Here is a 22,950-nt window from a genome sequence, read left to right on the forward strand (position 1 = left end):
CCTCATCCCTTCGTGGAGGAGAGCAGCTCGACGTTGCCGTCGAACTGCCACAGCGGGTTGGGCTGGTCCCCTTCCGGGGTCCGCACCTGGAAGTAGCCGTTCACTTCCTTCGGTCCGTCGCCGTCGGCGACATACCGCCCGTCCGAGGTGACATCGAGCTGGTAGATCGCCTGCCCGGTGGCCGTGATGCCGGGAAGATGCCAGGAGACGACGCACCGCCAGTCGTTGCCGGGGCCTTCGGCCTCGACGAGACCGCCGCCCTTGGTGCACTCCGTGCTCGCCGCGAGCTGCTCCTCCGTGACGTCCGGACGGTGCAGCTGCGCGGCCTGGATCCGGTACAGATGCGCGAACTCGATGGACAGCGAGTGCTGCAGCTTCGCCTGGTCAATGCCCGAACCCGACGCCGGAGTTGCGACCGCGACGACCGCCACGGTGACGCCGATCAGCCCGGCCAGCGGCAACAAGCCCGCAGTGACGACCCGGCGGCCAGCACCGTCGTAGGTCAGATCGGTGAAATCGCGGCGCAGGAACAGGACGTAGGCCAGCGCGGTCGCGACCACTGCCCACACCAGGCTCACCGCGACACCGATCAGCAGCGGGCCGAGCTGGACCGGGTCGGTGAAGAGGCCGTTCCAGGAGATGAACGCGTACGTCGGCAGCGCGAGCCGCACGACGACCGGCAGCGGCAGCAGCTGTGCCACCGCCATCACCAGCGCGACCACCGCGGGCAGCAGCAGGCCCATCGGCGACCGTCCTAACGCGACAGAGCCGAGCAGGCCGATCCCAGCCAGGGCAAGGGTTGGGGCGAGTACGCAGAGCCAGGCGAGAACGACTTTCACCCCCGCGTCGCCGGACGACAGCAGATGCCCGTCGAGCCCGACCAGCGGCTGCCCGCCCACCGCGACGAGCCCGCCGACCGTGCTGGACACAGCCAAACCGAGCACCAGCAACAGGATCACGGTGAGGCTGGCGAGGGTCTTGGAGACGAAGATCCGCTGGTACGAACGCATCGCCACCAGCAGGTGCCGCCACGTGCCGAGCCGGTCCTCGGCGGCGAAGACGTCCCCGGCGACCAGCGAGGTCAGCAGCGGAAGCGCGTAGCTACCGGCGAACCCGAGCAGCACGAGCGGACCGGCCCAGCCGGTGGCGTTCATCAGTCGGCCGAACAGCGTGTCCACCGGCAGGTCGCTCTGCTGGCTGACCGCCGCGACGAACACCGCGGGCGCGAGCCAGCACGCGAGCAGCAGCACCCGGATCCGCCACTGCGACAGCAGTTTCACCAGCTCGAACCGGTATCCGCGGCCCAGTCCGACCGGCCGGACGGCGACCCGTTCCTCGGTGACGGTCATCGCTTCTCCCCCTGCTCCGTCAGCTCCAGGAACGCCGCCTCCAGCGGCGAAACGACCGGAGCCAGTTCCCGTACGCCGATGCCCTTGCCGACGACGCGCGCGACCAGGTCGTCCAGCGCGGGCACCAGGCCGGTCACCACGAGGACGCCGGCCTGGCCGCGCGGGGTCTGGGCGTCGTCGATCCGCAGTCCGGGCACGTCCTCGGCGATCTCGCGCGCGGCCTGCTGGTCCGAAGTCACCAGTCGATAGGCCAGCTCGCGGTCCTCGGCGGACAGTTTCGCCAGCGGGCCGGTGAACACGACGCTGCCGGCGGACAGGATGGTGACCTCCGAGCACAGCGCTTCGAGGTCGTCCATCCGGTGGCTGGACAGCACCACCGCGGTCCCCTCGTCGGCGAGCCGCGCGAGCACGCCGTGCACGTGTTTCTTGCCCGCCGGGTCGAGGCCGTTGGCGGGCTCGTCGAGGATCAGCAGCCGCGGTTTGGCCAGCAGCGCGGCGGCCAGGCCGAGGCGCTGGCGCATGCCGAGGGAGAACCCGCGCGCCCGGTCGTCGGCGACGTCGGTGAGCCCGACCTGCGCGAGGAGGTCGTCGAGGTCCGCGGTTTCCCCGCGCAGCGACGCCAGCGCGGCGAGGTTCTGCCGCGCGGTGAGCGAGGGGTACAGCCCCGGCCCGTCCACGAACCCGGAAATGCCGTCCGGGGTGGCGAGCGCCCGGCCGACCGGGCGGCCGAGGATCTCGAGTTCGCCCTCGTCCGCGACCGCGAGCCCGAGGAGCAGGCCGAGCAGCGTGGTCTTGCCCGCGCCGTTCGGGCCGACGAGCCCGTGGATCTCACCGTACGCGACGTCGAGATCGACGCCGTCGAGTGCGATCACGTCGCCGAAACTCTTGGTGATCGCGCGGGCTCGCACCGCGTCGCTCGTGTTCATGAATCCCCACTTTCCGAAGCCGTGAGGAACTTAGGCACGACAAGTGACGCGCGAACCCGCGCCAGGTTGAACGTTGGGGAAACCCCGTGCGCCAGGACGGGTTCGGCGAAGGGGCAACCGGACAAACCGGAATCAATCCCGCGCGGAGAGTGTCGCCGAGATCTCCCGGACCAGCACGTAGGACCGCTTCCGTTCCTCGTGGTCGTGGACCGGGGTGGTGACCATCAGCTCGTCCGCGCCGGTTTCGGCGATGACTGTGCGCAACGAATTCCGCAGTGCCGCCGGGGCTCCGGCGAGCACCGGACCGGGGCCGACCGCCGGGTCCACGACCGCGTCTTCCGGGCGGGGCAACAAGATCCGCTCACCGCGCGAACGGCTCAACGCCTTGGCCCGAATGGACCTGGCGAGCCATTCGGCCCGCTCCTCGGTCGCGGCGGCGACCACCGCGACGCTGACCACAATGGACGGTTCGGCGATCCGGCCGGGGCGGAAGCGCTCGCGGTAGATCCGGTCGCGGCGGCGGCTTCGGCGGGACGGAGGTGGTAGGCGAAGGCGTACGGCAGGCCGAGTTCGGCGGCGAGGTACGCGCTTGCCGTGCTTGAGCCGAGCAGCCAGACGTCCGGCTCGTTTCCGATAGCGGGGGTCGCCCGCAGCGGCTGGTCCGAGTCGGCGAAGTAGGTCAGCAACTCTTCTAGCCGGGCGGGAAAGCTGTCCGGCGGGCCGGGGTTCAGCGCGGCCGCCACGCGTTGCGGACCGCCAAGCGCGCGGCCGAGCCCGAGGTCGATCCGGCCCGGGTGAAACGCGGCGAGCGTGCCGAACTGCTCGGCGACGACCAGCGGCGGATGGTTGAGCAGCAGGACGCCGCCCGCGCCGACGCGGATGCGGTTCGTGGCGTCCGCGATCCGGGCGACCACTACGGCTGGCGCGGCGCTCGCGACCCCGCGCATGCTGTGGTGCTCAGGCAGCCAGTAGCGGTGATAGCCCAGCTCGTCGGCCAGTTCGGCGAGATCGACGGTGCGCCGCAACGCCTCCCGCGCGGTCGACCCCGCGACGATCGGCGATGTGTCCAGCACTGAAACCCGCACCCGGCCATCATCCCCAACCCGGCGCGGACCGTCCACTCGATGGGTCGCAAGTGGACGGTCCGGGCGCTTACGACGTTTCCCGCACCGGCGCGGGCGCGGTCTCCTCGTCCGAGGCCAGCTCGCTCAGCTGCCAGCCGCCCCGGCGGCGAAGCACCACGAGGTAATAAACCAAGGCCAGCAACGCGATTCCCGCTGTCACAATGAGACTCGGGCGGCCGATCACCGGGTCGGTCGCGTTCACGTACAGCACGAACGCCAGCGCGAGCAACGCCAGCACCGGCGCGATCGGGAAACCGGGCATCCGGTACTTCGCGCCCGCCGTCGCCCCGGAGCGGCGGCCGAAGATGGCCCCGAGACACAATGCCGCGTACACCACGACAATCGACGTGCTGGTCACGACGGTCAGAATCTGCGGGTCCACAAAGCACAGTGCGGCCGCGATGAAGCCGGTCGCCAGCGTCGCGACCCACGGGGTGCCGAACTTCGGGTGCACCGCGGACAACGCCCGGTTCAGCGCCTTCGGCCACGCGCGGTCCCGGCCGCTGCTGAACACCAGCCGCGAGCTGATCAGCACGATCGCCAGCACGGCGTTGATAATGGCGAGCGCGACCGCGAGGCTCAGCACGGTGTCGAGCGTGCCGCCGCCGCGGGCCTGCACGAAGTACGACAACATGTTGGGAGAGCTGAACAAAGTGCCGAGATCCGGCGCGCCCATCAGCACCGCGGTGACCGGGATCAGTTCGGCCAGCACGGTGACCCCGAGTCCCATGAGGACAGCCCGCGCCACCCCGCGCCCGGCGTCCTTCGTCTCTTCTCCAAAGTAGACTGCCGAACCGTAGCCGTTGTAGGCGAAGATCGCGATGGCTGTCGCGATCATCACCGCGCTGATCGTCGCCGGGCCGCCGCCGGGGGCGACCGGATGCGCGATCAGGTCGGTGAACGGCCGGGCCGGGCTGGCCAGCCCGAGGATCGCGACGACGGCCAGCGCGAGCAGTTCCACCGCGAGGAAAATGCCGGTGACCCACGCGTTCAGCTTGATATCGAACACCGCGCAGATCGCGGCGAGCACGCAGGTCACCGCCGCCACGACCGCCGGGGACACCCCGGGCAGCACGACGCTCAGGTAGGTGCCGACGCCGAGCGCGATCACCGCGACGATCAGCACCTGCGTCACGATCATGATGCCCAGCACCATGAATCCGGGAAGTTTGCCCAGCGTGCGGGCGGCGATCGTGTACTCGCCGCCCGCGGTCGGGAAGGCCGAGCCCAGTTCGGCGTACACGAACGCCATGAAGATGCCGACGACAGCGGCGGCCAGGAAGGCGTAGAAAGCGCCCGATCCGGCACCGGTGAGGACGCCCGGCGCGATGACGAACACCGAGGACGCCGGGCTGATCGCGGAAAGCGTGATCAGCAGCATGCCGAGGGTGCGCAACCCGCGGCGCAAGACGGGGGTGGACAACGCTGGCCTCCATCAAGTCGTTGCTCAGGTACGTTGTTTGAATGGAACTCAAATAACCAGCCGGGCGTTCAGCTAAGGCCCTCACGTGCGTCACGTCAAGGGTTTGGCGGTCTCGATCCGATCAGGGGTTGCGTTTTTCGAGATTTATTCAAAGAATCAAGGCATGGCAAGACCGAGCAAGGCCCCCGAGCGGCGGGCGGAACTGGTGGCCGCGGCGCGGCACACGGTCGTCGAACGCGGCGTGCTGAACCTGAAGCTGCGCGACGTCGCGGACCACGCCGGCATGTCGCCGGGTTCCCTGTTGTACTACTACCCCTCCCTGAGCGACCTGCTCGAAGACGTGCAGCAGGAGGCCGTCGAACGCTTCTGCGTCGCCCGCGAAGCCGCGGTGGCCGCCGAGTCCGACCCGCGAGCCCGGATGCGCGCGATGATCGGCAGCGGCCTGCCGAACGGCAAGAACGACGAACTGTGCGTGCTGCTGTACGAACTGGGCACCATCGCCCGGCGCGAACCGGCTTACGCCGCGCGGCACATCGCGCTGTACGAACGCCAGGTCCGCGGCTACGTCGGCATCCTGGAAGCCGGTGCGGCGACGGGGATTTTCGACCTGGTCGACGACCCGGTCACCATCGCCCGCAACCTCGTCACCCTCGAAGACGGCTACGGACTGCACCTGACGCAAGCCGTCCCGCCGCTCGACCGATCCGCCGCCGAGGCGGCGGTCCTGTCCTACGCCCGCGTTTCGACCCGATGCTCCCTGGAGGACCCCGCATGACCCGCGCCCGCGACCTAGGCCTGCCGCTGACCGGCAAGCCCGGCCCGCACAACGCGATCACCGACATCCCCGGCGTCGAGGTCGGCTACACCACGCTGATCGAAGGCACGTCGGTGCGGACCGGGGTCACCGCGATCCTGCCGCGCGGCCGTTCCCGGTTCGACGTGCCGTGCTCCGCGGGCACCTTTTCGTTGAACGGCAACGGCGAAATGACCGGCCGCGCCTGGCTGTCCGAGACCGGTTCGCTTACTCTGCCGGTTCTGATCACCAGCACCCACTCCGTCGGGCAGTGCCACCGAGGCACCATCGACTGGGTAGTCCGCGAACGCCCGGACGCCGCGGCGGAATGGCTGCTGCCAGTAGTAGCCGAGACGTGGGACGGCTACCTCAACGACGTCAACGCCCCGACCATCCAGACCGAACACGCCGTCACCGCCATCGACGCGGCCACTTCCGGGCCCATCGCGGAGGGCTCGGTAGGCGGCGGCACCGGCATGACCTGCTACGGCTTCAAGGGCGGAACTGGCACTTCTTCCCGGGTTGTTTCACACGGCTCGGACAGCTACACCGTCGGTGCCCTGGTGCAAGCGAACTTCGGCAGCCGCTCCGAACTGACGGTGGCCGGATCTCACCTGGGCGTCGCGTTGGCCGACGACAACCCCATGGCCGACACGAGCTGGCTCGCTCCGGCTGGCGCGGGGTCGGTGATCGTCGTAATCGGAACCGATGCGCCCTTGTTGCCCGGCCAATGCACCGCACTGGCCCGCCGAGTGCCTTTGGGATTGGCCCGGACCGGGACCACCGGTTCGCACTTCTCGGGGGACCTGTTCCTGGCCTTCAGCACGGCCAATGCGGGGGCTCTGACCAGCCATTTCCCCCGGCCGGACGATGAACCCTACGAGAGCATGCGGTTTATCCCGTGGGGCGCGATCGACCCGTTCTTCGAGGCGGTGGTGCAGACGGTGGAGGAGGCGGTGTTGAACGCGCTGGTGGCTAACGAGGAGATGACCGGGCATCGGGGGCATCGGGTGCCTTCACTGCCGTTGACCCGGTGGCAACAGGGGGCCTGAGCAGGCGCGGCGGGCTCGCCCGGGCGCATGGCTGAGTGCGCGCCGCGTCCGGGCGAGCCGGAGCTTCCCCGGGACCCGCCCCCGCCGAAAAAAGCCTCGTGAGTGCCTGTCGCGGTTCTAACCGGGATAGGCACTCACGAGGCCCAAGCCGCCCAGGATGTCACCGGTCGAGGTCGCCGGAGTCCCGGATCTTGAGTGCTGGGGTCTTGGCGAGCTGCAGAATGCCGATCGCTTGGGCGCTGACTTGCGCGCCGCCGGCCACCGAGTGCAGGATTCCGTTGTAGACCAGGTCCCAGATCCGCCGGTCGCGTTGCAATTCCTCGCTGCTGCGGGTGAGTCCCATGTCCTTGTCGTACAACCACAGATGAAAGGTCGTCCCGCCGTACGCCGCATCGATCTTCGTCAGCTCGTAGAGGTCGATCCAGGCCCGGCTCTTTACGCCCCATCGAGTGCGCTCGACCATCAACCAGTCCGCGCCCGCCGCGTAAGTGAGGTAACTGAACGGACTGGAAATCAAGAAAACCGCCACGGCGATGATCAGCCAAATCGGCCACGCCGCCAAGATCCCGAAGCCTGCCTGGTGAAACAAGGAGATGACCAGTGTTCCGGCGATGAGAATGATCGCACTGGTCAGCGCCACGGCCATCTTCCCGCGGCGGCTCTCCCGGTGCCAGGCAAGCACGGGACCCGAACCCGGCGGCGGATCCGGCCGATACGACAGCCGGCTCTCCCGGTGGACATCGTGCTCGGCAGCTGTCTCCTCGCCGCGAAAGTAGCTGAGACCGTGCGGGGGAAACGGCTCGCCGGTCTCTCGGTCCGGTCTCGGCGGAAGCCCGTCGATCATGCTGTCGTCGCCCCCTGCGGTATCTGCCATTGAATCCGGCTCCTTGATTACTTCGGCACGAGCCAGTCGGTGACGGCTTGTCCTCCGATGGCGCCTGCGATTCCACCGGCTGTGCCTACCACAAAAGAACCGACCGGCCCCAAGGTCGTACCGAAGACGGTGCCCGCCGCCGCGCCCGCGCCCGCGCTTGCCAGTGCCGCACCCGCGGCACCTCCGACGATCAGGCCGCCGGTATCCGCGACAGCTTTGCCCCAGGACTGTTCACCGCTCATCGCCCCGGCGGCCTCGTTGACCGCGACCAAAGCGCTGCCGACGTACGGCATTCCTTTGAGCAGCTTTTGCCCGGCTTTCAAGCCCGCTCCAGCATCCTCGGGCAGGACGTGGTACTTGCCCTTTCCGGGGTAGGCCGCGATGGACCTGCGGACCGGCTCCGGGACTTTGTCCACGTACTGCTGGAACTGCCGCGCCCGGGCTTCATAGGCGGCTTTGTTGTCACGCGCTTTGCCCGCCGCCCAGGCGAGGTCTTCTTTGTTGAGCGCGGTCAGGCTGACCCGGGTCCCGTGGGCCCAGTCGTCGAAGAACTGTGCGCTGGCCGCGGAACGCTGGGCGTTGAGAAGTGCTTCCTTGCGGGGGTTCTCGAACGAGCTGATGTAGCCGTTGACTCGCGCGATCGTGGTCGTGCCGACCGCATAAGCATCGACGTCGAGCCGTCCGGAGGGCGGCTGGAGAGCGCGGCGAAGCGCTTGGTGCGCGTTGCCCTCGGCAGTGCGCGCCGCGTCGACGATCGCTTTGCACTCGTTGTAAACAGCGATCTTGCCGTTGTACTGGAAGACAAGAGTGTTGTACTGCTTGATGTCGCCCTGATAGACGCCGACCGCTTTGGTCGCACCGCCGGCGGTGCACACGTTCACCGGAGTTCCGGGCTTGTTCGCCGGAATCGGGTCGGGCTCGACGATGAACGGCCCGTCGACCCGCAGCCCGCCCGCGCGGGCTTGGGCCAAGGCCTCGTTCATCCGGGCAGTCACCGCGTCCAGCGACGACGCGAACTCCCGAAGACCGCGCTCGGCAGCCGTCGCCCAGCCGGCCATGTCGTCCGCCGCGACGTCCACGCCTGCGATGGACTCCTGGAAAGCCTGACTCGACGGCCCGTGCCAGCCAGCCTCGGCCCCGCCGCGTGCGGCGCGAACGTTCCCGGCCGCACGATGCCCTGCCTCGGCGACGGCGCGCAGCCAGTCCGCGGCAGCGACACAGGTGCCGGACGAACCGTTCACCGTGGTGTTGAGCGCCTGTCCCATGCTCGCCTCCCGTCAGCCGTGGACGTGAGTTTCCCGCTGTTCATCAGGGTCGTCGGCATGTTTCCCGTCGAGCTTGAGCTGCCCGGCGTGAGTGTTCTCGATGTCGTCGTAAGCCCCGTTGGCCGCGTGCACCTTCTCCGCCGCACCACCGGCCGCGCCAGCCGCACCGACGCCCAGCTTCACCAGGTCGTCCAGCACGGTCCCGACAACCGCGGACGACGCACCCGCATCGACACCCCGCACGACGCTCGACGTGACACCGTCGAGCGCTTCTCCGCTTCGCGGAGCTGGCCGACGATGCCGACGAGCGCACCTTCGGTGAAGCTGTAGCCGGTCGTGTCCCCATAAGGCGCGGACATGCTCACTCCCCTCCGATAGCCGACCGGGACGCCCAGTCCTGCACGGGCGCGGCGTGCCGGGATTCCTCGGCGAGCACGGGATTGAGCAGCACCCCGTGCGCTCCCGCCTCGTTCGCGACGGCCTCGAGATCGTCACCGTTCACGGCGACCCAGGGCTGATGCGGCCCGCAGCCCGCCGCCAACAGTTCCGGCGAGGTATAGGCCAGCAGCACCGGTCGGCCATCCCGGACCGGCTGCAATTCCAGCTCCACCACCCGCTGACCGGCCCGCACCGGCCGCGACGGCACATAAACCCGGCCGACCGGCTCGGCCAACGGCTCGAGCGGCTCCAGCGGAGGCTGATCCCGGCTGTCGACCTCCGGATACCGCGGCAGGCGGTCGAGCACGGCGTCGAACACCACGATGCCGATGCTCAGCTCACGACACACCTCGACCAGCCGATCCCGGGCGACCGGAGCCCACGGCTGCCCGCTCCCGCACGCATCGGCCAGCCGATCCACCGACGAATAGACCGCCACCGCGAACTCGCTGCGCACGGTACGGCGAACCTCAAGACCGCCCGGCCGACCGTCGTCCTCGGAAGTGACCAGCACAAACACCAGATCCGGCAACCGCTCCGGCACATCGTCGAGACGCACCAGCGCGTGGACGACGTCGGACTGCTCCGCCATCCCCACCCCCTGCCCCACACAACAGTGCGTGATCGACCAGTCACTGTAGTGGCGAGGCGGAGATCTGTCAGCAGCCCGCAACAGCCACCGCCCACCGGAGCTGGTTCGACCAGTGGATACGCGACGCGACACGCGTTGAGGTGTTGCCGCGCGCCGACAATCCCCCGCGCCGCCACCCTTGCCCCACCCGGCCAGGATCGTATATCTTTTGAGATATCTTCCTCACCCGACGACATCCGGGCAGGTCAACCCCCATGAGTTCCGCATCGAGCAGCACCCCGCCGGAGCGGCCGGGCAAGGTCATCGCGCTCCACTTGAACTACCCGTCCCGCGCGAAACAACGCGGACGGACCCCGGCGAAGCCCTCCTACTTCGTCAAACCGGCCACCTCGATCAGCCCCTCCGGCACTCCCATCGAGCGCCCGGCGGGCACCGAACTCCTCGCCTTCGAAGGCGAGATCGCCCTGATCATCGGCAAGCGAGCACGGCGCGTGAGCCCCGACCAAGGCTGGGAGCACGTCGAGAGCATCACCGCCGCCAACGACTTTGGCGTATACGATCTGCGCCACGCCGACGGCGGTTCCAACCTCCGTTCCAAGGGCGGCGACGGCTTCACCCCGCTCGGCCCGGCCACCATCCCGGCCGCGGACGTCGATCCCAAGAACCTCCGGGTCCGCACCTGGGTCAACGGCGAACTCGTCCAGGACGACACCACCGAAGACCTCATCTTCGACTTCGGCACCCTCGTCGCCGACCTCTCGCAGCTGAGCACCCTCGAACCCGGCGACGTCATCCTCACCGGAACCCCGGCCGGGTCCTCCGTCGTCCAGCCGGGTGACACCGTCGAGGTCGAGGTGACCCATGGCGACCTGACCACCGGGCGGCTGGTCACGCCGGTCGTCGAGGGCACCGCGCCGCTCCCGGAGTTCAGCGCCCAGCCCAAAATCGACGACAACCAGCGCGAACAGGCTTACGGCGACCGGGAATCCGCGGGGCTCCCGGCGGAATTCGTGCTCACCGAGGAACTCAAGACCAAACTCACCAGCGTGGGCACCGCGACCCTTTCCGCCCAGCTGCGCAAGAACGGCTACAACCACGTCTCCATCGACGGCCTCGGCTCCACCCGCCCGGACACGAAACTCATCGGCCGCGCAAGGACTCTCCGCTACGTCCCCTTCCGCGAGGATCTCTTCAAATCCCACGGAGGCGGCTTCAACGCCCAGAAACGCGCCATCGACAGCCTCAACCCCGGCGACGTCCTGGTGATGGAAGCCCGCGGCGAAAAGGGAACCGGCACCATCGGCGACATCCTCGCCCTGCGTGCCCAGGTCCGCGGCGCGGCGGGGATCGTCACCGACGGCGGCGTCCGCGACCTCGCCGCGGTGGCGGCGCTGGACATCCCGACCTACCACTCCGGCCCGCATCCGGCCGTGCTCGGTCGCCGCCACGTTCCCTGGGACACCGACGTCACCATCGCCTGCGGCGGCGCGACCGTCCAGCCGGGCGACGTGATCGTCGGCGATTCCGACGGGGTGCTGGTCATTCCGCCGCATCTGGTGGAAAAAATCGCGGACGCGGCGATCGAACAGGAACGCCAGGAGACGTTCATCGCGGAGCAGGTCGCGAACGGCGAAAGCGTCGACGGCCTCTATCCGATGAACGAGCACTGGAAGGCCAGGTACGCCCAGTGGCGCCCGTAGCAGGCGAGAGCAAATCCCAGCGTGCGTACCGCTGGATCAAGGACCGGATCGCCGACCGGACGTTCGGTCCCGGCTACCGGCTGGTGCTCGGGCAGATCGCCAAGGAGCTGGACGTCAGCGTCGTCCCGGTGCGCGAGGCGATCCGGCTGCTCGAGGCCGAAGGGCTCGTCACGTTCGAGCGCAACGTCGGCGCGCAGGTCGTGATGGTCGACGAAACCGCTTACGAGCACACCATGCAAACCCTTGCCCTGGTGGAAGGTTTCGCCACCTCGCTGTCCGCGCCCAAACTGTCCACTGAGGACATCGCACGGGCCCGCGCGGTGAACGAGCAGATGCGCCTGTCGCTGGAAAACTTCGAACCGCACCGCTTCACCGAGCTGAACCAGGAGTTCCATTCAGTCCTCTTCGAACCCTGCCCGAACCCGCACGTGCTCGACCTCGTGCACCGCGGCTGGCACCGGCTGGCGTCGCTGCGCGATTCGACGTTCAGCTTCGTCCCCGGCCGCGCGCACGAATCCGTGAAGGAACACGAAGAACTGCTGGTGCTGATCGAGCGGAACGCCGATTCCCTCGAACTCGAACTCGCCGCGCGACGGCACCGCACCGCCACCCTCGACGCCTACCTCGACCGGCGCGAAGCTCCTAGGAAGGACCCCACCCCATGAGGTTCCGCAGTACCCCGAACGCCATCACCGGCTCGATCGCGCCGCTGATGACCCCGTTCACCGCGGACGGCGCGGTCGACCACGAGAGCCTGACCAACCTGGTGAACTGGCAGCTCGCGTCCGGTTCGCACGGCGTCTCGATCGGCGGCTCCACCGGCGAGCCCGGCGCGATGACGGTGGCCGAGCGCGCGGAGACCATCCGCACCGTCGCCAAGGCGGTGGGCGACAAGGTGCCGTTCATGCCCGGCACCGGTTCGGCGAAGCTCGACGAAACGCTGGAGCTGACCGCCGAGGCGCGCGACGCGGGCATCGACGCGGCGCTGATCATCACCCCGTACTACGCGCGGCCCACCCAGGAAGCGCTCTACCAGTGGTACGCCACGGTCGCGAAGGAATTCCCGGACCTGCCGATCGTCGCCTACAACGTGCCGAGCCGGACGTCGGTCGACCTCGCCCCGGAGACGGTCGCGCGGCTGTTCCGCGATTTCGACAACTTCGTCGGGATCAAGGAGACCACCAAGGACTTCGAGCACTTCTCCCGCGTGCTGCACCTGTGCGGCAAGGAACTTCTGGTCTGGTCGGGCATCGAACTGCTGTGCCTGCCGCTGCTTTCCCTCGGCGGCGCCGGGTTCGTGAGCGCCACCGCCAACATCGCCCCGGCCGCCAGCGCCGAGATGTACCGCGCGTGGACCGAGGGCGACTTCGACCGCGCCCGCGAGATCCACTACGGCCTGCACCCGCTGGTCGACCTGCTGTTCGTCGAGACCAACCCGGCTCCCGGCAAGTGGGTGCTGGAGCAGCGCGGGCTCATCCGCTCCGGGCACGTGCGCCCGCCGCTGATCACCCCGACCGAACCGGGCATCGCCCGGATCACCGAACTGATGCGCCAGGGCGAGCAGTACCTCTCGCCCGTCGACGGCTTCACCGTGGAAGGAAAGTGACCATGACCGCGCACTACGTTCCGGAGAACCTGCCGGAGCACATCCGCCACTACATCGGCGGCGCGCCGGCCGACAGCGTCTCGGGCGAGACCTTCGAGGTGCTCGACCCGGTCACGAACAAGCCGTACATGACGGCTTCGGCGGGCAAGGCCGAGGACATCGACCTCGCCGTCGCCGCCGCGAAGGAGGCGTTCGACCACGGCCCGTGGCCGAAGATGCTGCCGCGCCAGCGCGCCCGGATCCTCAACAAGATCGCCGATCTCGTGGAGAGCCGCGACAAGCAGCTGGCCGAGCTGGAAACCTTCGACACCGGCCTGCCGATCAAGCAGGCGCTCGGCCAGGCGCAGCGCGCGGCGGAGAACTTCCGGTTCTTCGCCGACCTGATCGTCGCGCAGGCCGACGACACCTACAAGGTGCCGGGCCGCCAGGTCAACTACGTCAACCGCAAGCCGGTCGGCGTCGCCGGGCTGATCACGCCGTGGAACACGCCGTTCATGCTGGAGAGCTGGAAGCTCGCCCCGGCGCTGGCGTCCGGTTGCACCGTGGTGCTGAAGCCGGCCGAGTTCACGCCGCTGTCGGCGAGCCTGTGGGCGGACATCTTCCGCGAGGCCGGCGTGCCGGACGGGGTGTTCAACCTCGTCAACGGCCTCGGCGAGGAAGCGGGCGACGCGCTGGTCAAGCACCCGGACGTCCGGCTGATCTCGTTCACCGGCGAAACCACCACCGGCGAAACGATCTTCCGCAACTGCGCGCCCGGGCTCAAGGGCATGTCGATGGAGCTGGGCGGCAAGTCCCCGGCCGTCGTGTTCGCCGACGCGGACTTCGAGGCGGCGCTGGACTCCACGCTGTTCGGCGTCTTCTCGCTCAACGGCGAACGCTGCACGGCGGGCAGCCGGATCCTCGTGGAGCGCCCGATTTACGAGGAGTTCTGCGCCCGCTACGCCGAACGCGCCCGCAACATCGTGGTCGGCGACCCGCACGACCCGGCCACCGAGGTCGGCGCGCTGGTGCACCCGGAGCACTTCGACAAGGTGATGAGCTACGTCGAAATCGGCAAGACGGAAGGGAAACTGCTCGCCGGCGGCGGCCGTCCGGAGGGGCTGGACACCGGGAACTACGTGGCCCCGACGGTGTTCGCCGACGTGAAGCCGGACGCGCGGATCTTCCAGGAGGAGATTTTCGGCCCGGTCGTGGCGATCACGCCGTTCGACACCGACGAGGAAGCGCTCGAGCTGGCCAACAACGTCAAGTACGGCCTGGCCGCCTACGTCTGGACCGCCGACCTCACCCGCGCGCACAACTTCGCGCAGAGCATCGACGCCGGCATGGTCTGGCTGAACTCGCACAACGTGCGCGACCTGCGCACGCCGTTCGGCGGGGTCAAGGCGTCCGGCCTCGGCCACGAAGGCGGCTACCGCTCGATCGACTTCTACACCGAACAGCAGGCCGTGCACATCACGCTCGGCGACGTGCACACGGCGCGCTTCGGGGCCGGGAAGGACAAGGCATGACCACCACCCCGCCGGATGTGATCCGCTGTGCCTACGCGGAACTCATCGTCAGTGACCTGAAAGCGTCACGAGAGTTCTATGTGGACGTTCTCGGCCTCGTGGTGACCCACGAGGACGACGAAGCGATCTACCTGCGCGCGTTCGAGGAATACCTGCACCACTCGCTGATCCTCCGCAAGGGCGCGGAGCCGGCGCTGGCCGTGCTCGCGTACCGCGTGCGCAGCGAGGCCGAACTCGACGTCGCCGAGGCGTACTACCGGGAACTCGGCGTCGAGGTGCGCCGCGTCCCGAAGGGCACCACGCGCGGCATCGGCGAAGCGGTGCGCGTGCTGGACCCGCTCGGCTTCCCGATCGAGTTCTTCTACGAGGCCGAACACGTCGAGCGCTTCACCCAGCGCTACGACGTGCACGGCCCGGGCGCGCTGTCGCGGATGGACCACTTCAACGTGAACACGCCGGACGTCCCGGCCGCGCGGAAGTACTACGAGGGCCTCGGTTTCCGGGTGTCGGAGGACATCGTGGACGACGAGGGCACCGTGTACGCGGCGTGGATGTTCCGCAAACCGACCGTGCACGACGTCGCGCTCACCGGCGGCGCGGGCCCGCGCCTGCACCACATCGCGTTCGCGACCCACGAGCGGCACCAGATCCTGCACATCTGCGACCACCTCGGCGCGGTGCGGAAATCGGACCAGATCGAGCGCGGTCCCGGCCGGCACGGCGTGTCGAACGCGTTCTATTTGTACGTGCGTGACCCGGACGGGCACCGGATCGAGATCTACACGCACGACTATTACACCGGCGACCCGGACAACCCGGTGATCAGCTGGGACGTGCACGACAACCAGCGCCGCGACTGGTGGGGCAATCCGGTGGTGCCGAGCTGGTACACCGAGGCCTCGCGGGTGCTCGACCTCGACGGCAAGCTCCAGGAGGTCGTCGAGCGCACGGAAACGAAGGAAATGGACGTGACCATCGGCGCGGACGGGTTCTCCTACACCCGCGCCGAGGGCGCCGAACAGGGTTTCAAACTGGGCGAACAGGTCTAAGGTGCGTCCCGTCCGGGGAAGGGGCCTGCGGTTCCTTCCCCGGACACACAGCGGTACCGGCACTTCGACGGAGAGGTGACATGATGACGGCAATCTTGCAGACGCCGACCACGGTCGCGCAGGACTTCACGGAGTTCCGGTCCGCTGTCCTGCGGTCGTTCGTGCCGCTGCAGGTGAGCACCGAGCACCGCGACCGCTTCCACGGCAGGCTCCGCACGCACGAGGCGGGCGAGATCGCGCTCACCGAGATCACCGCGTCGCCGCACGCGGTGGAGCGCACGCCGGAACTCATCGCCCGCGCCGACCGGCCGTGCTACAAGCTGAGCGTCATGCTGGCCGGCACCGGCATCCTCACCCAGGACGGCCGCGAAGCCGTGCTGCGGCCCGGCGACGTCGCGCTGTACGACACCTACCGGCCGTACTCACTCGTGTTCGAAGAGAATTTCCGGACGCTGGTGCTGATGTTCCCGCAGCAGCAGGTCGATCTGCCCCGCGATCTGGTCGGCCAGCTGACCGCGGTGCGGATGTCCGGACGCTCCGGCGTCGGAAACGTGGTGGTGCCGTTCCTCGCTCAACTGGGCGGGAATCTGGACGTGCTGACGAGTCCGGTCGGCGTACGGCTGGCGCACAACGCGGTCGACCTGCTCACCACGATGCTGGCCACCGAACTCGACCTCGACCGCACGGCCGCCGACCCGCACCACGACCTGATGCGGCGGATCCGCAGCTACATCGACGCGAATCTGTCGCGCTCGGATCTCGGTCCGGCGCAGATCGCCGCGGAGCACTACATCTCGACGCGGCATCTGCACGGGCTGTTCCAGGAGCAGGGAACGACGGTCGCGGGCTGGATCCGGCAGCGGCGGCTGGAACATTGCCGCCGGGACCTGCGGGATCCGCTGCTGGCGGCCCGCCCGGTAGCGGCAATCGCGGCGCGATGGGGATTTGTCGACGCGGCGCACTTCTCGCGGGTGTTCCGGGCCGCGTTCGGCCAGTCGCCCAGCGAGCTGCGCGCCCGCGGCTGACCCTCTCCCCAGACGAATTCGGCGCTCCCAGTCACCGGGGGCGCCGTTGTCGTTTCGGGGCGAAGCCGCTGGTATTGACCGCGAGCGTCCGGCAGTTGCCCGCCAGCGCATGAACGTTCGCTCACCGGGCGGCGCGCGGCGAGCATGATGGGCATGTCCGACCCTTCCCCTGACGAATGGCGCACCTACGACGAGTTCGCCGCCGGGATCGACACCTACCGGCTGCCCAACGCGGATCTTTCCGGGCAGGAACTCACCGTCACCCTCGACGACGGAGCGAAGCTCGAACTGCGGTTCCTCGACGGCGAACGGCTTACCTGCAACGGCGTCGAGGATCCGTACGACGCGGTCGCCGTGCGTCCCGACGTCTTCTTCGTGAATCTGCCGCTGACGAGCGTCGAGGGCGAGGCCCTCACCGTCGTCTACTCGACCACCACGCACCGCGCGCTCACCGTGCGGTCGGTGATCGGCGACGAGGATGTCGAAGGCACGCCGCGGGTTTCGCAGACCTTCCACTCCGGCACCACCGACGGCGGCGAGCCGACCGGCGACGTGCCCGGCCCGTCGCGCGACCTCATCGGCAAGCGAAACGTTTACCGCTACAGCCCGAATCACCTGTACGAACACGTCTATCTCTCCTCCGAACGCTACTGCTGGCAGTGCGTCGAGGGCGTGCAGCGCGGGCACGGCGACGTGGACATGTCGACGGTCTGGAAGTTCGCAGACGGCCTGTACCTGTTCTGCTTCCGCGAGTTCCGGATCGCGGTGGCCAGCGTCTGGCTGCACGACCTCGGCTACGACCTGCGCACCACCGGCGTCTTCCTCGGCATCACCGGCGACGGCCGGTCCGAACATTCCCGCGCGGGCGGGCACATCTACCCGCTCGGCTCCATCAGCTACCCCGACGTCCAGCCCGTTTAAGGAGTTCTCCCGTGTCCAATATGGACGTGATCACCGCACACTACGAGGCGAGCGACCGCGGCGACCTCGACGGCATGCTCGCCCCGATCGGCCCCGAGACCACCTGGACCGAGGCCGCCGGATTCCCGTACGCGGGCACCTACACCGGCCCGGACGAGGTGCGGCGCAACGTGTTCGAGGCGATCGCCCGAGACTGGGACGGCTACCAGTTCACGCTGTCCGCGCTGCTGGACGCTGGCGACTCGATTGTCGGGCTCGGCACCTACAGCGGCACGAATCGCAAGTCTGGCAAGGCGTTTACCGCGCGGGTCGCGCACGTGTGGAAGTTCGACGGCGACAAGGTCGCGAGTTTCGAGCAGATAGTGGATTCCGCTCCGGTCGCCGCGGCGACCGACTGAAAACCGCACGACTCCCTCCCCTCCCCTCTGGTCACTGTGGACCGGAAAGCCGAGCCATGATGAGAAAGTTCCTGCCCGCGCTCGCCTCGGCCGTGCTCGTCACGCTGGTCGCGGCGGGCTGCGCGGGCACCGCCGATCCGAACGGACCGATCGTGGTCGGCTCGGTCAACGCGCTGAGCGGTCCCGCCACGTTCCCCGAGTCCTCACAGGCCGCCAAGGCCGTCTTCGACGCGGCGAACGCTGCGGGCGGCGTGCACGGGCGCAAGATCGAATACCACGCCATCGACGACAAGGGCGATCCCGCCGCCGCGGCGGCCGCGGCCCGCGAAATCGTGGGCGGCGACCAGGCGGTCGCGCTGGTCGGCTCGTCCAGCCTCATCGAATGCCAGATCAACTCCAAGTACTACCAGCAGGAAAAAGTCCTGTCCATCTCCGGCATCGGCGTCGACCCGTCGTGCTTCACCAGCCCGAACATCGGGCCAGCCAACGTCGGGCCGTTCCACGACATGACGCTGACCCTGCTGTACGGATCCGAAGTGCTGCACCTGCAAGACATGTGCGCACTGCTGGAAATCGCCGGGAACACGTTGCCTTACTACCGCGCAGCCATCGACGAATGGTCGAAAATCACCGGCAAGAAACTGAAGTACGTCGACGCGACCGTGCCGTACAACGGTTCCGACTACACGCCCTACATCGTCAAAGCCCGCGCCGCCGGCTGCAAAGCCGTAACGGTCAACCCGGTCGAGCCCGACTCCATCGGCCAGCTGAAAGCCGCGCAGGCGCAGGGCTGGAAAGACGTAACCTGGCTGCTGCTCACGAGTGTCTACAGTGAACAGTACGCGAAGGCGGTCTCCGAAGCGGGCAACGGCGTTTACGTCCCCGCCGAGTTCTACCCGTTCACCGATCCGTCGAGCCCGCGCACCAAGGAATGGCGGGATCTCATGACCCGCAACAAGATCCCGCTCACCTCGTTCAGCCAGGGCGGCTATCTCGCGGCGAAGTACTTCCTTAAGGTGCTGGAAGACATGCCGGGCGAAATCACGCGGGAATCGGTGACCAAGGCACTGCGCGAGATGAAGCCGATCTCCGACCCGATGGTCGGCACGCCGTACGTGTTCGGCCCCGGGCAGACGCACCACGACAACACCGCGGGCTGGCCGGTGAAGCTCGCGACGGGCACGAACCGGTGGCAGATCGCCGGTACCGACTGGCTGCGGATCCCGCGGCGCTAGCCCGATCCACTCTGGACAGAGGAGACTGCAATGTTGCAGGGAGCGCTGGCCGGGCTGGCCGCCGGCGGGCTGTACGCGGTGCTGGCGGTGTGCCTCACCTTGATGTCGAGGCTGGTCCGGGTCGTCAACTTCGCCCAGGCGGCCACCGGCATGTTCGGCAGTTACGTGGCTGTGGCCCTTTCGGTCTACAGTGGACTGCCGACCTGGCTGGCCGTCGTCATCGGGGTGCTGCTGGGCGGGTTGCTGAGCGTCGCGATCGGCTGGGTCGTCTCGACCTGGCTGGCCGAGGCGGGCACCGGCACCCGCTCGGCGGTCACCGTCGCGGTGCTGCTGCTGTTGATTTCGCTGTCGTTCATCCTGTTCGGCAACAAACCGCAGCCGTTCCAGGCGTTGCTGGCCGGGCCGGCCTTCAGCGTCGGCGGCGTGGTGATCAGCCAGGTGACGGTCGTGACCGTCGCGCTGGCGGTGGCGATCGCCCTCGCCGCACGGCTGATCCTGACCAAGACGCCGATCGGCATCTCGCTGCGCGCGTTGTCCGAACGCCCGACCACGGCTGAGCTGCTGGGCATCCCGGCGAAACGGCTCAGCGCCGCGGTCTGGGGCGCCACCGGCCTGATCAGCACCATCATCATCGTGATCGTCGCCCCGTCCCAGTCGAACGACGCCACCTCGCTGTCCATGCTGGTGGTGCCCGCCGCGGCGGCGGCCCTGCTCGGCGGGTTCCGCCGGTTGGACCTGGCCGTCGTCGGCGGACTGGTCCTCGGCATGCTGCAGGGCGCGCTCGCGCAGGTCGACCAGCTTTCGGTAGTGCGGAATTTCGTCCCGTTCCTGGCCATCGTCGGCCTGCTCGTGTGGTCTCAGCGCAAGGAGGTGTGGGATGCAGCTCGCTGACCGGGGCGCAGTGTCCCGCTTCGGAACCCCACTGGTCGTCGCGGTGGTCGCGGTTCTGGTCGGAATCGGCCTGACCGTCGGGCTCAACGGCTACTTCGCTTACCTCGGCGTAAGCGTCGTAGTCGCCGCCATCGCCCTGCTCGGGCTGGGCGTCGTCACCGGCAGCGCTGGCATGATCTCGTTGTGCCAGTTGACCTTCGGCGCGATCGGCGCGTGGGTCGTCTCCGCACTGAACAAGGCAGGTGCTCCCGGCGGCTTCTTTTTCTGGCTGCTGCTAGGCGGTATCGCGGCCGGCGTGGTCGGCGTCCTCATTGGACTTCCCGCACTGCGCCTGCGCGGCATCAACCTGGCGGTCGTCACCCTCGGCCTGGCCGCGGCCGCCGACGTCACCCTCGTGGAAATCCAGTTCCCCGGCACCACGGACGGCGTATCGGTGGACCGTCCGTCCTTTGTGGCCGATGACAACGCCTACTTCCTGCTCTGTGTAATCGTTCTGATCATCTGCGCGCTGGCCGTGCACTACCTGCGGCGTGGCCCGTGGGGCAGCAGCTGGGCCGCGGTGGCCTTCTCCGAACGCGGTACCGCCGCCGCCGGGGCCAGCGTCCGCACCGCGAAACTCTCCGCCTTCGCCGTCAGCGCCACGCTGGGCGGCATCAGCGGCGGACTGCTGACCGCGCAGGTCGGTTTCGCCTTCCCGACCAGCTTCGCCCCGCTGCAGTCGCTGGCCCTGTACGTCCTGGCGATCATGTCCGGCGCACACCTGATCGACATGGCCGTCTTCGGCGCGGTTCTGTGGGTCGCGGTGCCGGAACTGCTGAAACGCTGGGGAGTACCGCAGGACTGGGGTTACGTGATCTTCGGTCTGCTCGGCATCCAGGCGCTGGCCGGACGCGGCAACCTGGGCACGGCGATCCGCGAACTGTGGCGTCGCCGGTCAAGGGCCAGCGCCGGAGTCCAGATCACCGCGCTGGACGAAGAACCGCCGCGCTTGCCACCGGGCGAGCCGGTGCTGGTCGTCCGCGGCCTGAGCGTGACGTTCGGTCAGGTCAAAGCACTGTCCGGAGTGGACTTAGCCGTGCCAAAGGGCGGCGTGCTAGGCGTCATCGGCCCGAACGGGGCCGGAAAGTCCACTTTGGTCGATGCGATCAGCGGCTTCCTGCCCCAAGCCGAGGGAACCGTAGAGCTGGCCGACCGGCCCCTCACCGGCAGTCCGACGCAACGCGCCCGCTCGGGCTTGCGCCGAACGTTCCAGCAGGACCGGGTCCCGTCGGGGCTGACCATCGAGGCGTACGTCCGCTTCGTCGCCCGCCGGCGCCCACCCGCCGCCGAAGTCGCCGCCGCGCTGGAGTTCTTCGGCTGTCCGCCGGCGGCAACCCCGCTGGACCGGGTGGACGTGGGCGCGCGCCGCCTGGTCGAGGTCGTCGGCCACCTCATGGCGAAGCCCCAGGTACTGCTCCTGGACGAACCGGCGGCCGGTCTTCCGCACGAGGAGCACGTGGCCTTCGGCGAACGCCTGCGGCAGGTGCCGGCGAGATTCGGCGTCTCGGTGCTGATCATCGAGCACGACCTGGACCTGGTCCGGTCCGTCTGCGACACCCTGACCGTGCTCGACTTCGGCGAGGTGCTGGCGAGCGGCCCGCAAGCCGAGGTGCTGGCCGATCCGGCGGTGCTGAAGGCCTACCTTGGCGAAACGGAGATGCTGTGAGCACGCTGCGAATCGAAAACCTCACGGTGACGCGCGGAGCCGGTCCAGTCATCGCCGACGTCGGCCTGACGCTGGAGCCGGGCAAGATCACCGCGTTGGTGGGCCCCAACGGCGCGGGCAAAACCAGCCTGCTGGAAGCCTTGTCCGGCGTCATCCCGGCCGCACAGGGCACTATCCACGTTGGACACACCGACGTCACCAAACACTCGAGAGTAGCTCGAGCGAGACTGGGACTGGCCCATGTGGAGCAAGGACGCGCGGTCTTCGCGGGCTTGACCGTGCTGGAAAACCTCCGCCTGACCGCCAAAACCCCGGCGGGCGTAGACGAAGTCCTCGCGCTCTTCCCCGAACTGGAGAAACGCAAGAACTCGCCCGCCGCACTGCTGTCCGGCGGCGAGCAGCAAATGGTGGTGCTCGGCCGGGCTTTCGCCGCGAAACCGCGGTTCCTGCTCATCGACGAGATGTCCCTGGGGCTGGCTCCCGCCGTCTTCACCAGGCTCCTGCCCGCGGTCACCGAATTCGCCAACGCTGGCGCGGCGATCCTTTTAGTGGAACAGTTCACCCACCTGGCCTTGAAGGTCGCGCAGGAAGCCTTGGTCGTTTCGTCGGGCAAGGTCACCTACTCCGGGGAATCGCAGCCGTTGCTGGACCACCCGGACACCCTGCACCAGGCCTATCTGGGCACCGGCTGAACCGGGGTGCGGGCGTCCGCGGTGGGACGCCCGCACCCTGGGGATTCAGCCTTTCCGGATGGTCATCTTGGCGATCCGGTCGCCCTCGACGTCGAAGACGAACTTCGACCGGCCGTTGGCGTGGTTGCTCCGCCAGTCCCCGACGACGGTGACGGCGTCGCCGGAGACCGAGCTTTCCTCCGGGGTCAGGACGCCGCGCGCGCCGATGAACTCGACGTCGCTCCATCCCTTGATCTCGGCGCGCCCGGTGAATAACCGGCCCCAGTCGTCCACCGCGCCGGATTCGGTGAACGCGTCCAGGAACGCGGCCTCGTCGTGCTGGTTGACCGCCTTGACGAACGACGACACCGGTTCGGGAATTTCCACCTCGGACATAGACAA

Annotated in this window: 25 protein-coding genes; 14 read left to right on the forward strand and 11 right to left on the reverse strand. The window is 68.5% G+C overall.

The genetic code is table 11. The annotated features are described in order from the left end of the window. Positions 1-2: 2 nt before the first annotated feature. From RPX00_RS01905 to RPX00_RS01925, 5 genes are all read right to left on the reverse strand, one after another. The gene (locus RPX00_RS01905) at positions 3-1,349 is read right to left on the reverse strand and encodes an ABC transporter permease (RefSeq protein ID WP_406636848.1); all 1,347 of its coding nucleotides are present in this window, start codon (positions 1,347-1,349) and stop codon (positions 3-5) included. Continuing rightward, positions 1,346-2,275 (reverse strand): ABC transporter ATP-binding protein, encoded by a 930-nt coding sequence (locus tag RPX00_RS01910; RefSeq protein WP_406636850.1) that lies wholly within the window; start codon positions 2,273-2,275, stop codon positions 1,346-1,348. Before RPX00_RS01910 ends, RPX00_RS01905 begins: the two co-directional genes overlap by 4 nt. Positions 2,276-2,407: 132 nt before the next feature. Next, positions 2,408-2,626, reverse strand: a complete 219-nt coding sequence (locus RPX00_RS01915) for a hypothetical protein (RefSeq protein WP_406636852.1) — start codon at positions 2,624-2,626, stop codon at positions 2,408-2,410. A gap of 26 nt (positions 2,627-2,652) precedes the next feature. Next, positions 2,653-3,360, reverse strand: a complete 708-nt coding sequence (locus RPX00_RS01920) for an MsnO8 family LLM class oxidoreductase (protein WP_406636854.1) — start codon at positions 3,358-3,360, stop codon at positions 2,653-2,655. A gap of 67 nt (positions 3,361-3,427) precedes the next feature. Further along, positions 3,428-4,822 carry an APC family permease gene (locus RPX00_RS01925; protein ID WP_406636856.1) on the reverse strand — a complete coding sequence of 465 codons (1,395 nt, stop codon included), beginning with the start codon at positions 4,820-4,822 and terminating at the stop codon, positions 3,428-3,430. A gap of 163 nt (positions 4,823-4,985) precedes the next feature. Here RPX00_RS01925 and RPX00_RS01930 point away from each other — a divergent pair, with 163 nt between their 5' ends. Beyond that, the gene (locus RPX00_RS01930) at positions 4,986-5,597 is read left to right on the forward strand and encodes a TetR/AcrR family transcriptional regulator (RefSeq protein WP_406636858.1); all 612 of its coding nucleotides are present in this window, start codon (positions 4,986-4,988) and stop codon (positions 5,595-5,597) included. Then, entirely contained in the window at positions 5,594-6,667 is a 1,074-nt protein-coding gene (locus RPX00_RS01935; RefSeq protein WP_406636860.1) for a P1 family peptidase, read from the forward strand. Before RPX00_RS01930 ends, RPX00_RS01935 begins: the two co-directional genes overlap by 4 nt. Before the next feature lie 160 nt (positions 6,668-6,827). On the opposite strand, the gene RPX00_RS01940 is transcribed toward RPX00_RS01935, so the two are convergent. From RPX00_RS01940 to RPX00_RS01960, 5 genes are read right to left on the reverse strand one after another with little or no spacing between them, the layout of a single operon-like run. Continuing rightward, positions 6,828-7,541, reverse strand: a complete 714-nt coding sequence (locus tag RPX00_RS01940) for a hypothetical protein (protein WP_406636862.1) — start codon at positions 7,539-7,541, stop codon at positions 6,828-6,830. Between the two features lie 17 nt (positions 7,542-7,558). Then, positions 7,559-8,806, reverse strand: coding sequence for a hypothetical protein (locus RPX00_RS01945; protein ID WP_406636864.1), 1,248 nt, complete (start codon positions 8,804-8,806; stop codon positions 7,559-7,561). Between the two features lie 12 nt (positions 8,807-8,818). Then, the gene (locus RPX00_RS01950) at positions 8,819-9,004 is read right to left on the reverse strand and encodes a hypothetical protein (RefSeq protein WP_406636866.1); all 186 of its coding nucleotides are present in this window, start codon (positions 9,002-9,004) and stop codon (positions 8,819-8,821) included. Continuing rightward, on the reverse strand, positions 8,986-9,165 hold the full coding sequence (locus tag RPX00_RS01955; protein ID WP_406636868.1) for a hypothetical protein: 180 nt from the start codon (positions 9,163-9,165) through the stop codon (positions 8,986-8,988). Before RPX00_RS01955 ends, RPX00_RS01950 begins: the two co-directional genes overlap by 19 nt. A gap of 2 nt (positions 9,166-9,167) precedes the next feature. Next, positions 9,168-9,836 carry an SAV_915 family protein gene (locus RPX00_RS01960; RefSeq protein WP_406636870.1) on the reverse strand — a complete coding sequence of 223 codons (669 nt, stop codon included), beginning with the start codon at positions 9,834-9,836 and terminating at the stop codon, positions 9,168-9,170. A 254-nt stretch (positions 9,837-10,090) separates the two neighbouring features. Here RPX00_RS01960 and RPX00_RS01965 point away from each other — a divergent pair, with 254 nt between their 5' ends. The 12 genes from RPX00_RS01965 (at position 10,091) to RPX00_RS02020 (ending at position 22,569) form a co-directional block, all read left to right on the forward strand. Continuing rightward, positions 10,091-11,536, forward strand: coding sequence for a fumarylacetoacetate hydrolase family protein (locus RPX00_RS01965; protein WP_406636872.1), 1,446 nt, complete (start codon positions 10,091-10,093; stop codon positions 11,534-11,536). Beyond that, positions 11,524-12,201 (forward strand): GntR family transcriptional regulator, encoded by a 678-nt coding sequence (locus RPX00_RS01970; protein WP_406636873.1) that lies wholly within the window; start codon positions 11,524-11,526, stop codon positions 12,199-12,201. Before RPX00_RS01965 ends, RPX00_RS01970 begins: the two co-directional genes overlap by 13 nt. After that, the gene (gene dapA, locus RPX00_RS01975; protein ID WP_406636875.1) at positions 12,198-13,142 is read left to right on the forward strand and encodes a 4-hydroxy-tetrahydrodipicolinate synthase; all 945 of its coding nucleotides are present in this window, start codon (positions 12,198-12,200) and stop codon (positions 13,140-13,142) included. The genes RPX00_RS01970 and dapA overlap by 4 nt, the downstream gene beginning before the upstream one ends. A gap of 2 nt (positions 13,143-13,144) precedes the next feature. Continuing rightward, entirely contained in the window at positions 13,145-14,653 is a 1,509-nt protein-coding gene (gene hpaE / locus RPX00_RS01980) for a 5-carboxymethyl-2-hydroxymuconate semialdehyde dehydrogenase (RefSeq protein WP_406636877.1), read from the forward strand. Beyond that, positions 14,650-15,702: a 3,4-dihydroxyphenylacetate 2,3-dioxygenase gene (gene hpaD, locus RPX00_RS01985; protein WP_406636879.1), complete on the forward strand. Its 1,053-nt coding sequence runs from the start codon at positions 14,650-14,652 to the stop codon at positions 15,700-15,702. Before hpaE ends, hpaD begins: the two co-directional genes overlap by 4 nt. Before the next feature lie 83 nt (positions 15,703-15,785). Next, positions 15,786-16,727: a helix-turn-helix domain-containing protein gene (locus tag RPX00_RS01990; protein WP_406636881.1), complete on the forward strand. Its 942-nt coding sequence runs from the start codon at positions 15,786-15,788 to the stop codon at positions 16,725-16,727. Between the two features lie 153 nt (positions 16,728-16,880). Further along, positions 16,881-17,648: a MoaF C-terminal domain-containing protein gene (locus RPX00_RS01995; RefSeq protein ID WP_406636883.1), complete on the forward strand. Its 768-nt coding sequence runs from the start codon at positions 16,881-16,883 to the stop codon at positions 17,646-17,648. Positions 17,649-17,659: 11 nt separating this feature from the next. Continuing rightward, the gene (locus tag RPX00_RS02000; protein ID WP_406636885.1) at positions 17,660-18,046 is read left to right on the forward strand and encodes a nuclear transport factor 2 family protein; all 387 of its coding nucleotides are present in this window, start codon (positions 17,660-17,662) and stop codon (positions 18,044-18,046) included. A 56-nt stretch (positions 18,047-18,102) separates the two neighbouring features. Continuing rightward, entirely contained in the window at positions 18,103-19,281 is a 1,179-nt protein-coding gene (locus RPX00_RS02005; protein WP_406636886.1) for an ABC transporter substrate-binding protein, read from the forward strand. A gap of 30 nt (positions 19,282-19,311) precedes the next feature. Continuing rightward, entirely contained in the window at positions 19,312-20,172 is an 861-nt protein-coding gene (locus RPX00_RS02010; protein WP_406636888.1) for a branched-chain amino acid ABC transporter permease, read from the forward strand. After that, a complete protein-coding gene (locus RPX00_RS02015; RefSeq protein WP_406636890.1) occupies positions 20,159-21,877 on the forward strand; it encodes an ABC transporter permease subunit in 1,719 nt (572 codons plus the stop codon). The genes RPX00_RS02010 and RPX00_RS02015 overlap by 14 nt, the downstream gene beginning before the upstream one ends. After that, on the forward strand, positions 21,874-22,569 hold the full coding sequence (locus tag RPX00_RS02020) for an ABC transporter ATP-binding protein (protein ID WP_406636892.1): 696 nt from the start codon (positions 21,874-21,876) through the stop codon (positions 22,567-22,569). Before RPX00_RS02015 ends, RPX00_RS02020 begins: the two co-directional genes overlap by 4 nt. Before the next feature lie 45 nt (positions 22,570-22,614). Here the strand turns inward: RPX00_RS02020 and RPX00_RS02025 are convergent, their stop codons facing one another. Next, on the reverse strand, positions 22,615-22,944 hold the full coding sequence (locus tag RPX00_RS02025) for a nuclear transport factor 2 family protein (protein WP_406636895.1): 330 nt from the start codon (positions 22,942-22,944) through the stop codon (positions 22,615-22,617). Positions 22,945-22,950: the final 6 nt, after the last annotated feature.

This window comes from Amycolatopsis sp. WGS_07, from assembly GCF_045278895.1.
GTDB lineage: Bacteria > Actinomycetota > Actinomycetes > Mycobacteriales > Pseudonocardiaceae > Amycolatopsis.

Bases quoted from the DNA above. Each gene is read 5' to 3' on its own strand.
- RPX00_RS01905 (WP_406636848.1), bottom strand. From the start codon at position 1,349: ATGACCGTCACCGAGGAACGGGTCGCCGTCCGGCCGGTCGGACTGGGC.
- RPX00_RS01910 (WP_406636850.1), bottom strand. From the start codon at position 2,275: ATGAACACGAGCGACGCGGTGCGAGCCCGCGCGATCACCAAGAGTTTC.
- RPX00_RS01930 (WP_406636858.1), top strand. From the start codon at position 4,986: ATGGCAAGACCGAGCAAGGCCCCCGAGCGGCGGGCGGAACTGGTGGCC.
- RPX00_RS01935 (WP_406636860.1), top strand. From the start codon at position 5,594: ATGACCCGCGCCCGCGACCTAGGCCTGCCGCTGACCGGCAAGCCCGGC.
- RPX00_RS01940 (WP_406636862.1), bottom strand. From the start codon at position 7,541: ATGGCAGATACCGCAGGGGGCGACGACAGCATGATCGACGGGCTTCCG.
- RPX00_RS01945 (WP_406636864.1), bottom strand. From the start codon at position 8,806: ATGGGACAGGCGCTCAACACCACGGTGAACGGTTCGTCCGGCACCTGT.
- RPX00_RS01955 (WP_406636868.1), bottom strand. From the start codon at position 9,165: ATGTCCGCGCCTTATGGGGACACGACCGGCTACAGCTTCACCGAAGGT.
- RPX00_RS01960 (WP_406636870.1), bottom strand. From the start codon at position 9,836: ATGGCGGAGCAGTCCGACGTCGTCCACGCGCTGGTGCGTCTCGACGAT.
- RPX00_RS01965 (WP_406636872.1), top strand. From the start codon at position 10,091: ATGAGTTCCGCATCGAGCAGCACCCCGCCGGAGCGGCCGGGCAAGGTC.
- dapA (WP_406636875.1), top strand. From the start codon at position 12,198: ATGAGGTTCCGCAGTACCCCGAACGCCATCACCGGCTCGATCGCGCCG.
- hpaE (WP_406636877.1), top strand. From the start codon at position 13,145: ATGACCGCGCACTACGTTCCGGAGAACCTGCCGGAGCACATCCGCCAC.
- hpaD (WP_406636879.1), top strand. From the start codon at position 14,650: ATGACCACCACCCCGCCGGATGTGATCCGCTGTGCCTACGCGGAACTC.
- RPX00_RS01990 (WP_406636881.1), top strand. From the start codon at position 15,786: ATGACGGCAATCTTGCAGACGCCGACCACGGTCGCGCAGGACTTCACG.
- RPX00_RS01995 (WP_406636883.1), top strand. From the start codon at position 16,881: ATGTCCGACCCTTCCCCTGACGAATGGCGCACCTACGACGAGTTCGCC.
- RPX00_RS02005 (WP_406636886.1), top strand. From the start codon at position 18,103: ATGATGAGAAAGTTCCTGCCCGCGCTCGCCTCGGCCGTGCTCGTCACG.
- RPX00_RS02010 (WP_406636888.1), top strand. From the start codon at position 19,312: ATGTTGCAGGGAGCGCTGGCCGGGCTGGCCGCCGGCGGGCTGTACGCG.
- RPX00_RS02015 (WP_406636890.1), top strand. From the start codon at position 20,159: ATGCAGCTCGCTGACCGGGGCGCAGTGTCCCGCTTCGGAACCCCACTG.
- RPX00_RS02025 (WP_406636895.1), bottom strand. From the start codon at position 22,944: ATGTCCGAGGTGGAAATTCCCGAACCGGTGTCGTCGTTCGTCAAGGCG.